Raw genomic sequence first — 11,371 nt, forward strand, 5'->3', positions numbered from 1 at the left:
ATCTTCGTGAAGGGCGAGGTCATCAAGACCGTCCCGGAGTCGAAGATCGTGGAGACCCTCATCGAGGAAGCCATGAAGATCGCCGAACAGATGGAGCAGGACGGCGTGACTTCTGGCGAACCCCAGATCTCGGTCGCCGGCTGACGAAGCCCGTCAGGCCGGTCCGCCCGCTCAGGCCGGTCGCTCTGCCCTTCCTGCCCGGAAAACCTCCGGGTAGGACCGTTTCTCTCCCGCGGAGCGGCAGCACACGAATTCGACGGGTACAGTGCGGAAACCAGCAGACCCAAGTGTGTGAGGCCCCCCGCACGTGTTGACGCAGACCACCTCCCGGGTCCTCGAACCGAGCGACCTGGACGCCGCCCTCGCCATCCTCGACCGCGAGCCGGTGGCGAACGCCTTCGTGGCATCCCGGGTGCAGGTCGCGGGCCTGGACCCGTGGCGGCTCGGCGGCGAGATGTGGGGCTGGTACGAGGGCGGCCTGCTCACGTCCCTGTGCTACGCGGGCGCCAACCTGGTCCCCATATGCGCCACCCCCCGGGCGGTCCGCGCCTTCGCCGACCGCGCCCGCCGGGCCGGCCGCCGCTGCTCCTCCGTCGTCGGCCCCACGGCCCCCACCGCCGAGCTGTGGCGGCTGCTCGAACCCCAGTGGGGCCCCGCCCGAGAGGTCCGCGCCCACCAGCCCCTGATGGTCGCCGACCGCCTGCCCGGGAACATTGCCCCGGACCCCTACGTCCGCCGCGTCCGCAAGGACGAGATGGACAAGATCATGCCGGCCTGCGTGGCGATGTTCACCGAGGAGGTCGGGATCTCCCCACTGGCCGGCGACGGCGGCCTGCTCTACCAGGCCCGGGTCGCCGAACTCGTCGGAGCCGGAAGAGCCTTCGCCCGCTTCGACGCCGAGGGCAAGGTCGTCTTCAAGGCCGAGATCGGCGCCGCCACCGACCGCACCTGCCAGATCCAGGGCGTATGGGTGGCACCCGAACACCGGGGCAAGGGCGTCGCCGCCCCCGGCATGGCGGCAGTGCTCCGCTACGCCCTCGCGGACGTCGCCCCCGTGACGAGCCTCTACGTCAACGACTTCAACACCCCCGCACGCCGGACCTACCGGCGGGTGGGGTTCCAGGAGGTCGGCGAGTTCATGAGCATCCTGTTCTGACCCCGGCCCGTCCCGTCCCGCCAGTGCCGCTGCGCGGCCGCGCGGAGCCGTCCCGGCCCGTGCCGACGCCCTGTAGTCTCCCCGGCATGCTGCGCTTTCCCGGTCACGGGCACCCCCGTCCCGACGACATCGTGATCGGCCCCCTCGACCTCGCCGCCCACGTCGACGAGGCGCTGGCGGTCCAGGCGAAGGCGTTCGGCCTCAGCCCCGACGAGGTGGCCGTACGCCGGCAGATCGTGCTGCGCCACATGAGCCTGCCGGGAGCCAGAGCCTTCGGTGCCACCGTCACCGGCCGTCTCGTCGGCTTCGTCTACGGCATGCCCAACAACCGCGCCCACTGGTGGTCCACGGTCGTCGAACCCCCTCTGCGCGCCCGGGGCCACGACGACTGGCTCGACGGCTCCTTCGTCATCACCGAACTGCACGTCCACCCGCGCCACCAGAAGCACGGCATCGGCCGCTGCCTGATCACCACGATCACCGACGGCGCCGACGAACCCCGCTCGATCCTCTCCGCCGTCGACATCGAGAGTCCCGCCCGCCACCTGTACCGCTCCCTCGGCTACGAGGACCTCGCCCGCCGCGTCCACTTCCCCAGCGCCCCCAAGCCGTACGCCGTGATGGGTGCCCCCTTGCCACTGCGTCGCGTGGGGCCGGAAGGGCCGTAACCGATTTCCACCGGCCCGTCCCGCCCGGCTAACCTCCAGTCATCACCCAGACGCAGCAGGAGTACGAGAACCATGGCGAACGCACCGGTCCAGCGCATGTCCCAGTTGATGGCGAAGACGCTGCGCGACGACCCGGCTGACGCCGAGGTCCTCAGTCACAAGCTGCTCGTCCGCGCCGGCTACGTGCGCCGCACCGCCGCCGGCATCTGGAGCTGGCTGCCCCTCGGCAAGAAGGTCCTCGCCAACGTCGAACGCGTCGTGCGCGAGGAGATGGACGCCATCGGCGCCCAGGAGGTGCTGCTCCCCGCCATCCTGCCGCGTGAGCCCTACGAGGCGACCGGCCGCTGGGAGGAGTACGGCCCCGAGCTGTTCCGCCTCCAGGACCGCAAGGGCGGCGACTACCTCCTCGGCCCCACCCACGAGGAGATCTTCACCCTCCTGGTGAAGGACCAGGCGTCCTCCTACAAGGACCTGCCGGTGATCCTCTACCAGATCCAGAGCAAGTACCGCGACGAGGCCCGCCCCCGCGCAGGCATCCTGCGCGGCCGCGAGTTCCTGATGAAGGACTCGTACTCCTTCGACCTCGACGACGAGGGCCTGACCCGGTCCTACGGTCTGCACCGCCAGGCGTACCAGCGGATCTTCGAGCGCCTCGGCCTCGACTACCGCATCTGTGCCGCCACCGCCGGCGCGATGGGCGGCTCCAAGTCTGAGGAGTTCCTCGCCCCCGCCGAGGCCGGTGAGGACACCTTCGCGGACTGCCCGAACTGCGACTTCGCCGCGAACACCGAGGCGATCTCCTACGAGCTGAAGCCCGTCGACGGCTCCGCCGTCCCGGCCGCCGAGAACATCCCGACACCCGACACCCCCACCATCGAGACCCTCGCCGCCTCGCTCGGCGTCCCCGCCTCGGCCACGCTGAAGAACCTGCTGGTCAAGGTCGACGGCGAGATCGTCGCCGTGGGCGTCCCCGGCGACCGGGAGGTCGACCTGGACAAGGTCGAGGCGCACTTCGCCCCGGCCGCCGTCGAGATGGTCACCGCCGAGGACTTCGTCGGCCGCCCCGACCTGGTGCGTGGCTACGTCGGCCCGCAGGGCCTGGAGAAGGTCCGCTACATCGCCGACCCGCGCGTGGCACCGGGCACGGCCTGGGTCACCGGGGCCAACAAGGCCGACACTCACGCCAAGAACGTGGTCGTGGGCCGCGACTTCGAGGTCGACGCGTACGTGGACGTCGTGGTGGTCGACGAGGGCGACCCCTGCCCCAAGTGCGGCACCGGCCTCCGGCTCGACCGCGCCATCGAGATCGGCCACATCTTCCAGCTGGGCCGCAAGTACGCCGACGCCCTCAAGCTCGACGTCCTCGGGCAGCAGGGCAAGCCCGTCCGCGTCACCATGGGCTCCTACGGCATCGGCGTCTCCCGCGCGGTGGCGGCCCTGGCCGAGCAGACCGCCGACGACAAGGGCCTGTGCTGGTCCAAGGAGGTCGCCCCGGCCGACGTCCACGTGGTCGCCGCGGGCAAGGCCCTGCAGACCGAGCTCGCCCTCGACGTCTCCGCCCGGCTCGCCGCCGCCGGCGTCCGCGTCCTGGTCGACGACCGCGCGGGTGTCTCGCCGGGCGTGAAGTTCACCGACTCCGAACTGATCGGCGTCCCGCAGATCCTGGTCGCCGGCCGTCGCTCCGCGGAGGGCATCGTCGAGCTGAAGGACCGCCGTACCGGCGAACGCGAGGAACTCACCGTGGCCGAAGCGATCACCCGCCTCACGGCCTGACCACACCGCTACCGAGAGCCCGCGCGGAGTCGTTCCCCGTGCGGGCTCCCGGCCTCGCCGCGCGGTGTCAGAGCCAGCCGGCGAACTCCAGGAGGAGCTCCGCGTCCCGGTCGCGGCCGACACGGCGGGCGCGCACGCCGGACTCCACCGCGCGGAACAGCGTCCAGCCGCGCAGCCGCTCCTGGTCGATCTCCAGGGACTCCGCCAGGCGCTTCACCCGGCGGCGGGTCGTCGTCGCGCCGGTCGGCTGGGCCACCAGGTCCTCCACCCGGTCGCGGACCAGCCGGGCCAGGTCGAAGGCACACTCCCCGACCACCGGGTCGGGACCCACCGCCAACCACGGCATCCGCTCGGCGGAGAGCACCTTGCTCTGCCGGAACGTGCCGTGCAGCAACCGGTGCTCGGGCGGCCCGGCCAGCAGCTCCTCACGCGCCGCCAGCGCCGCCGACACCAGCGGTGCGACCTCGGGGGAGTCCGCGGCACCCGCCCGCATCGCCTCGGCCTGCCGGCCGGTCCGCTCGGCCACCGTCTCGAAGGCGTGAGCGGTGTCCCCGACGGGCGGTTCGACCCACAGCCGCCGCAGTGTCCCGGCAGCCTCCAGCAGTGCCTTCGCCTCCGGCAGCGATCGCACCGAGACGTCCGGATGCAGCCGCTCCAGCAGCAGCGCCCCGTCCGGGGAGGAGGGCTCCAGCAACCGGACCGTGCCCAGCCCGTTCCAGTGGGCCAGCGCGGCCCGCTCGCTCTCCGGCCGGGCCCGCGCGGGGGCCAGCTTCAGCACGGCGGCGGTGTCGTCGGCCGTCCGCACCAGCGCCACCAGGCTGCTGCGCCCCCCGGGCACCTGTACCCGTTCCACGGTCAGCCCGCGCAGTGCGACGGCCGCGCGCGCGGCCTCGGGCAGCTTCTCCAACCAGTCCACACCGCCGTCGGGAGCCGTCTCGCCCAGCGCCCTCACCAGACGCTGCGGCGGTTCGAAGACCATGCGCGAGTCGTTCCCTTCGTGCCCGTCGTGCTGTACGCGGCCCCTGCCGCCGGCCCCTCACGCCGCTCCGGCACGCCCTCGCGTGCGGTTCCGTCACACCGCCGGCACCGACGGAACCTCCGAGGACGGCCCGGCCCGCTCGGCGAGCCCAGGGAAGGCTACGCTCCCCCCGCTCCAGCGCACCGCCCGCACTGCGGCCTCCCGCAGCGCCTCGGCCGCCGCACGGCGCCGCTCGCCCCCGCTCGCGCGCACCAGGTCCGAGTACACCCCGGCCACCCGGTTCTCCAGCTCCGCCGCGAGCCGCACGGCCGCGGCCTGGTCCGGCACCTGGAACGGCAGCGCGTACCCCGCGGCCGCGGCCACGGGATCGGCGCCCGTGTCCTTCACCTCGCGCACCAGCGCGTCCCGGCGCGCGCGGTGCGCGTCGTAGGCCGAGCGAGCGTCCGCGCGCCGGTCGTCGGAGATCCGCCCGCCGACGACCCCGTATCCGTACACCGCCGCGTGCTCCGCCGCCAGGGCCGCCTGGAGCGCCCGCAGCTCCCGGTCCTTCGCCTCGCTCATCCGTCAGCCCTTCGTCAGCAGAAACACATGGGCCGCGCCGGCCGCCGCCACCGACGCCAGCAGCCTGGCCAGCTCGGCCGGTGCGTCGAGCAGTGCCTCCAGGCGCCGATCGGCGATCTCCCGCTCGGCGGCGGCGAGCCCGGAGAGGGCATCCTTCTCCTTCGTGGGCACCGGCACCGCCCCGGCGGACGGCACCGCCCCGGCGGACGGCACCGCCCCGGCGGACGGCACCGCCCCGGCGGGCGCCGCCGACTCCGGCGACGCCGACGCCGAACCCGCCGCGGTCCCGAAACTCTCGAAGGCCTTCGCATGCCGCACGGCGTCCTCGCGCAACGGACCCAGCCGCTGAGCGAGCCCGGCGTGCGCCGCGATCACGGCGTCGTACCGCTCGGCCAGCTCCCTGCTGTCGCGCGCCGCACGCGTGCGTGCCCGTTCGGAGGCCTGGGGAGGAGAGCTGCCGGCGGCGGGGTCGGCGTCCCGGGACCCGGCGGAACAGCCCGCCGCGAGCAGGGCCGTCGGGGCGACGGCGAGCAAGCTCCTTCTGCGCGGCCCCGGACGGGCACGCGGAGCATGGGGGAACGGCACGGCAGACGTCCTCGGGGGCTCGTACGGAACGTGGCGACGGAAGAAGGGTCCCAGGCGCTCCCGCCGAACTCCCGTCCGCCGGGCGACGACAGGACCTGGACCCGTGATCACGGTACCCGTGGATCTCCCTGACGGCGCTCAGCGGCACCCCCCCCGTGACCGGGTGGACGGCATCCCCCCGTGACCGGGTGGACGGCATCACCCCCCGCGACCGGATACCCTTTGACCCAGACACGCGCCCCATCCCACAACAGCACACGCGGCCGAGGAGTCACCCGGATGAGCAGCACCCAGAGCGAGAGGCTTCGAGAGCTTCTGGAACCGCTCGTCAGCTCGCAGGGTCTCGATCTCGAGGAGATCGCCGTGGACACGGTCGGCCGCAAGCGGGTGCTGCGCGTCGTGGTCGACTCGGACACCGGCGCGGATCTGGACCGCATCGCCGATGTGAGCCGCGCGCTCTCGGCGAAGCTCGACGAGACCGACGCGATGGGCAGCGGCGAGTACACCCTCGAGGTCGGAACCCCGGGCGCCGAGCGTCTCCTCACCGAGCACCGGCACTACGTGCGCGCCACGGGCCGCCTGGTGGGCTTCCGGCTGACGGTGGGCGACGAACTGGTCGCCCGGATCCTGCGGACCGACGACGACGGCCTCGACCTCGAGGTGCCCGGGGTCAAGGGCCGCAAGCCCACCGCGCGCCGGCTCGCCTTCGACGAGATCGACAGGGCGCGCGTCCAGGTCGAGTTCAACCGCAAGGACGACAAGTCCGCCGCACAGGACGCGACCGGGACGAACGACACGAACGACACGAACGACACCGACGACACCAACGACGAGACGGAAGAGGAGGCGTAGCCGTGGACATTGACATGAGCGCCCTGCGGGGTTTGGTACGGGAGAAGGAGATCTCCTTCGACCTGCTGGTCGAGGCCATCGAGTCGGCCCTCCTCATCGCCTACCACCGCACCGAGGGAAGCCGCCGCCACGCGCGCGTGAAGCTCGACCGGGAGACCGGGCATGTGACGGTGTGGGCGAAGGAGGACCCCGAGGACCTCGACGAGGGCCAGGAGGCCCGTGAGTTCGACGACACCCCGTCCGACTTCGGCCGTATCGCCGCCACCACGGCCAAGCAGGTCATCCTGCAGCGCCTGCGCGACGCCGAGGACGACGCGACGCTCGGCGAGTACGCCGGCCGTGAGGGCGACATCGTCACCGGCGTGGTCCAGCAGGGCCGCGACCCGAAGAACGTTCTGGTCGACATCGGCAAGCTGGAGGCCATCCTGCCGGTGCAGGAGCAGGTGCCCGGCGAGACCTACACGCACGGGCTGCGGCTGCGCAGTTACGTCGTCCGGGTGGCGAAGGGCGTGCGCGGACCGTCCGTCACCCTGTCGCGCACACATCCCAATCTGGTGAAGAAACTCTTCGCCCTGGAGGTACCGGAGATCGCCGACGGCTCGGTGGAGATCTCCGCCATCGCCCGCGAGGCCGGCCACCGTACGAAGATCGCCGTCCGCTCCACCCGCTCCGGGCTGAACGCCAAGGGCGCCTGCATCGGTCCCATGGGCGGCCGCGTACGCAACGTGATGGGCGAGCTGAGCGGCGAGAAGATCGATATCGTCGACTGGTCGGACGACCCGGCCGAGATGGTGGCCAACGCGCTCTCCCCGGCCCGCGTCACCAAGGTGGAGGTCGTGGACCTGGCGGCCCGGTCCGCCCGGGTGACCGTGCCGGACTACCAGCTGTCCCTGGCGATCGGCAAGGAGGGGCAGAACGCCCGTCTGGCCGCCCGTCTGACCGGCTGGCGGATCGACATCCGGCCGGACACGGAACAGCCCGGGGAATAGATCCAAGCCGCCGCTCGCTGAGATTACGACAGTCTCGCGTGCGGCATGCGTTCGATACTTGCCCCAAAGGGGTGAGGTCGGTCCGGGGAGGTAGACTTAGCTGTGTCTGGCCGGACACCTACCCGCGCACGTCCCGAGCGCACCTGCGTGGGCTGCCGGGAGCGAGCGGTCAAGAACGGGCTGCTGCGGATCGTGGCGATCGAGGATGCGTGCGTCCCCGATCCACGCGGTACGCTGCCCGGCCGGGGTGCGTACGTACACCCCGCCCCGGTCTGTCTTGACCAGGCGGTGCGCCGAAGGGCGTTTCCGCGGGCGCTCCGCGTCCCGGGACCGCTCGACGTAAAGGCGTTGCGCCACTACGTCGAGCAGGCACAGGGTTGCGACAGCAATCCGTAAGAAGACATGCCGTGCGGATCCACCCGTGCGGCCTGGTACCTCGCGAGTCGAAAGCAGGTCGAGATTGCGATGAGCACTCGATGAGTACGCGATGAGTACGCCCATGAACTAGCGACGGTCCGGACGCAACCCGGACCTCAGAGGAGCGAAGTGGCTAAGGTCCGGGTCTACGAACTCGCCAAGGAGTTCGGTGTCGAGAGCAAGGTCGTCATGGCCAAGCTCCAAGAGCTCGGTGAATTCGTCCGTTCGGCGTCTTCGACGATCGAAGCGCCTGTAGTACGCAAGCTGACCGACGCGTTCCAGCAGGGTGGGGGCAACGGCAAGTCCGGTGCCAAGCCCGGCGCGCCCAGGAAGGCCGCGCCCAGGCCCGCGCCGTCCCCGGCGCAGGCACGTCCGGCAGCACCGCGGCCGCCGGCCGCACCCAAGCCCCCCGCGGAGCAGCAGCCCGCGGCCCCGTCGGCGCCCGCTCCGACGACCTCCGGTCCGCGTCCGACGCCGGGGCCGCGCCCCGCGCCGCGTCCGGCACCGGCGGCCCCGGAGTTCCAGGCCCCGCCGGCCGCCGCTCAGGCTCCGCCGGCCGCCGCTCAGGCTCCGTCCCCGGCTCCGGCCGGACCGAAGCCCGGCGGAACGCGCCCCGGTGCCCCCAAGCCCGGCGGTCGTCCCGCCGGTCAGGGTGGTCAGGGCAGCCAGGGTGGTCAGGGCAGCCAAGGTGTTCAGGGTGGTCAGGGCGGCCGTCCGGCCGGTCAGGGCCAGCGTCCCGGTGGCGGCGGTCAGCGTCCGGGTGGACGCCCGGCCGGTCCGCGTCCGGGTAACAATCCCTTCACCTCCGGTGGCTCCACCGGTATGGCCCGCCCGCAGGCGCCCCGCCCGCAGGGCGCGCGTCCTGGCGGTCCCGGTGCCCCCGGTGCCGGTCCCCGTCCCCAGGCCCCCGGTGGCCAGGGCGGTAGCGGTCCGCGTCCGCAGACTCCGGGCGGGCAGCGTCCCTCCCCGGGCTCGATGCCGCGTCCGCAGGGCGGTCCCCGTCCCGGCGGCGGTCCCGGCGGTCCCGGCGGTCCCGGCGGTCCGCGTCCCAACCCCGGCATGATGCCGCAGCGTCCGGCTGCCGGTCCCCGTCCCGGTGGCGGTCCCGGCGGTGGCCGTGGTCCGGCCGGTGCCGGTCGTCCCGGTGGCGCTCGTCCCGGTGGCGGCGGTGGCTTCGCCGGTCGCCCGGGTGGCGGCGCCGGTGGCGCTCGTCCCGGTGGCGGCGGTGGCTTCGCCGGTCGTCCCGGTGGCGGCGCCGGCTTCGGTGGCGGCGGTGGCCGTCCCGGCTTCGGTGGCCGTCCCGGTGGTCCCGGTGGTCGTGGTGGCACGCAGGGCGCCTTCGGCCGTCCCGGCGGTCCGGCCCGTCGTGGCCGCAAGTCGAAGAGGCAGAGGCGCCAGGAGTACGAGGCCATGCAGGCCCCGTCGGTCGGCGGCGTGATGCTGCCTCGCGGCAGCGGCGAGAGCATTCGCCTGTCGCGCGGTGCCTCGCTCACCGACTTCGCGGAGAAGATCAACGCCAACCCGGCGTCGCTCGTCGCGGTCATGATGAACCTCGGCGAGATGGTCACCGCGACCCAGTCCGTCTCCGACGAGACGCTCCATATGCTCGCCGGCGAGATGAACTACACGGTTCAGATCGTCAGCCCGGAGGAGGAGGACCGCGAGCTGCTCGAGTCCTTCGACCTGGAGTTCGGCGAGGACGAGGGCTCCGACGAGGACCTGGTGGTCCGTCCGCCGGTGGTCACCGTCATGGGCCACGTCGACCACGGCAAGACCCGCCTGCTCGACGCGATCCGCAAGACGAACGTCGCCTCGGGCGAGGCCGGCGGCATCACCCAGCACATCGGTGCCTACCAGGTCGCGACCGAGGTCAACGACCAAGAGCGCAGGATCACCTTCATCGACACCCCGGGTCACGAGGCGTTCACCGCCATGCGTGCCCGTGGTGCGCGGTCGACCGACATCGCGATCCTGGTCGTCGCGGCCAACGACGGCGTCATGCCGCAGACGGTCGAGGCGCTCAACCACGCGAAGGCGGCCGAGGTGCCGATCGTCGTCGCGGTCAACAAGATCGACGTCGAGGGCGCCGACCCGACCAAGGTGCGCGGTCAGCTGACCGAGTACGGCCTCGTGGCCGAGGAGTACGGCGGCGACACCATGTTCGTCGACATCTCCGCCAAGCAGGGTCTGCACATCGACAGCCTCCTGGAGGCCGTCGTCCTCACCGCCGACGCCTCGCTCGACCTGCGGGCCAACCCGACGCAGGACGCGCAGGGCATCTCGATCGAGTCCCGGCTCGACCGCGGCCGCGGTGCCGTGGCGACCGTCCTCGTCCAGCGAGGCACCCTGCGGGTCGGCGACACGATGGTGGTGGGCGATGCCTACGGCCGCGTGCGCGCCATGCTCGACGACAACGGCAACAACGTCGCCGAGGCCGGCCCGTCGACGCCGGTCCAGGTCCTGGGCCTGACCAACGTCCCGGGTGCGGGCGACAACTTCATCGTCGTCGACGAGGACCGTACGGCCCGTCAGATCGCCGAGAAGCGCGCCGCCCGTGAGCGCAACGCCGCGTTCGCCAAGCGCACGCGCCGCGTGTCGCTGGAGGACCTGGACAAGGTGCTCAAGGCCGGCGAGATCCAGCAGCTGAACCTGATCATCAAGGGTGACGCGTCCGGATCGGTCGAGGCCCTCGAGTCCTCGCTGCTCCAGCTGGACGTCGGCGAAGAGGTCGACATCCGGATCCTGCACCGCGGCGTCGGTGCGGTCACGGAGTCCGACATCGACCTGGCGATGGGCTCGGACGCCATCGTGATCGGCTTCAACGTGCGCGCCGCCGGGCGGGCACAGCAGATGGCCGAGCGCGAAGGCGTGGATGTCCGGTACTACTCGGTCATCTACCAGGCGATCGAGGAGATCGAGGCGGCCCTCAAGGGCATGCTCAAGCCGGAGTACGAAGAGGTCGAGCTCGGCACGGCGGAGATCCGCGAGGTCTTCCGCTCGTCCAAGCTGGGCAACATCGCGGGTGTTCTCATCCGCTCCGGCGAGGTCAAGCGCAACACCAAGGCGCGCCTCATCCGCGACGGCAAGGTCATCGCGGAGAACCTCAACATCGTCGGTCTGCGTCGCTTCAAGGACGACGTCACCGAGATCCGCGAAGGCTTCGAGGGCGGTATCAACCTCGGAAACTTCAACGACATCAAGGCCGACGACGTCATCGCGACCTACGAGATGCGCGAGAAGCCGCGGGGATAACACCCCACGGTGTGTGCCGGGCGGGGGGGCCCCGGGGGCCCCCGGCCGCCCCCCCGGGCCGGGGCGGGGCCACGGGGGGGGGCGGGGGCCCCAACCCGGGGGGCCGGGCGGGGGCCCCCACCCGCGGGGGGCCCGCGCC

At 72.4% G+C, this 11,371-nt stretch carries 10 protein-coding genes and 1 pseudogene; 8 read left to right on the top strand and 3 right to left on the bottom strand.

Features of this window, described 5'->3' with window-relative positions; all coding sequences use genetic code 11:
- The 4 genes and pseudogenes from ACFYQA_RS38365 to ACFYQA_RS38380 all read left to right on the top strand — a co-directional run.
- Nucleotides 1-144, top strand: a pseudogene (locus ACFYQA_RS38365) (4-hydroxy-3-methylbut-2-en-1-yl diphosphate synthase); the annotation flags it as partial.
- Between the two features lie 163 nt (nt 145-307).
- Nucleotides 308-1,156 carry a GNAT family N-acetyltransferase gene (locus ACFYQA_RS38370; protein ID WP_388928303.1) on the top strand — a complete coding sequence of 283 codons (849 nt, stop codon included), beginning with the start codon at nt 308-310 and terminating at the stop codon, nt 1,154-1,156.
- 86 nt (nt 1,157-1,242) lie between these two features.
- Nucleotides 1,243-1,824, top strand: a complete 582-nt coding sequence (locus ACFYQA_RS38375; protein WP_388928306.1) for a GNAT family N-acetyltransferase — start codon at nt 1,243-1,245, stop codon at nt 1,822-1,824.
- 72 nt (nt 1,825-1,896) lie between these two features.
- The gene (locus tag ACFYQA_RS38380; protein WP_388928309.1) at nt 1,897-3,597 is read left to right on the top strand and encodes a proline--tRNA ligase; all 1,701 of its coding nucleotides are present in this window, start codon (nt 1,897-1,899) and stop codon (nt 3,595-3,597) included.
- A 67-nt stretch (nt 3,598-3,664) separates the two neighbouring features.
- Here ACFYQA_RS38380 and ACFYQA_RS38385 read toward each other — a convergent pair whose 3' ends face one another.
- From ACFYQA_RS38385 to ACFYQA_RS38395, 3 genes are all read right to left on the bottom strand, one after another.
- On the bottom strand, nt 3,665-4,576 hold the full coding sequence (locus ACFYQA_RS38385) for an aminoglycoside phosphotransferase family protein (RefSeq protein WP_388928312.1): 912 nt from the start codon (nt 4,574-4,576) through the stop codon (nt 3,665-3,667).
- A 93-nt stretch (nt 4,577-4,669) separates the two neighbouring features.
- A complete protein-coding gene (locus ACFYQA_RS38390) occupies nt 4,670-5,137 on the bottom strand; it encodes a ferritin-like domain-containing protein (RefSeq protein ID WP_386395278.1) in 468 nt (155 codons plus the stop codon).
- A gap of 3 nt (nt 5,138-5,140) precedes the next feature.
- Nucleotides 5,141-5,722, bottom strand: a complete 582-nt coding sequence (locus ACFYQA_RS38395) for a hypothetical protein (RefSeq protein ID WP_388928315.1) — start codon at nt 5,720-5,722, stop codon at nt 5,141-5,143.
- Between the two features lie 279 nt (nt 5,723-6,001).
- Here ACFYQA_RS38395 and rimP point away from each other — a divergent pair, with 279 nt between their 5' ends.
- The 4 genes from rimP to infB all read left to right on the top strand — a co-directional run bounded on the left by rimP (nt 6,002) and on the right by infB (nt 11,232).
- Nucleotides 6,002-6,574, top strand: coding sequence for a ribosome maturation factor RimP (gene rimP, locus ACFYQA_RS38400; RefSeq protein WP_388928318.1), 573 nt, complete (start codon nt 6,002-6,004; stop codon nt 6,572-6,574).
- Nucleotides 6,575-6,576: 2 nt separating this feature from the next.
- Nucleotides 6,577-7,563 (top strand): transcription termination factor NusA, encoded by a 987-nt coding sequence (nusA, locus tag ACFYQA_RS38405; protein WP_388928321.1) that lies wholly within the window; start codon nt 6,577-6,579, stop codon nt 7,561-7,563.
- A 102-nt stretch (nt 7,564-7,665) separates the two neighbouring features.
- The gene (locus tag ACFYQA_RS38410; protein WP_386395286.1) at nt 7,666-7,959 is read left to right on the top strand and encodes a YlxR family protein; all 294 of its coding nucleotides are present in this window, start codon (nt 7,666-7,668) and stop codon (nt 7,957-7,959) included.
- Nucleotides 7,960-8,109: 150 nt separating this feature from the next.
- Nucleotides 8,110-11,232 (top strand): translation initiation factor IF-2, encoded by a 3,123-nt coding sequence (gene infB / locus ACFYQA_RS38415; protein WP_388928324.1) that lies wholly within the window; start codon nt 8,110-8,112, stop codon nt 11,230-11,232.
- The last annotated feature ends 139 nt before the right edge of the window (nt 11,233-11,371 follow it).

This window comes from Streptomyces sp. NPDC005774 (assembly GCF_042871645.1).
Lineage (GTDB): Bacteria > Actinomycetota > Actinomycetes > Streptomycetales > Streptomycetaceae > Streptomyces > Streptomyces pratens.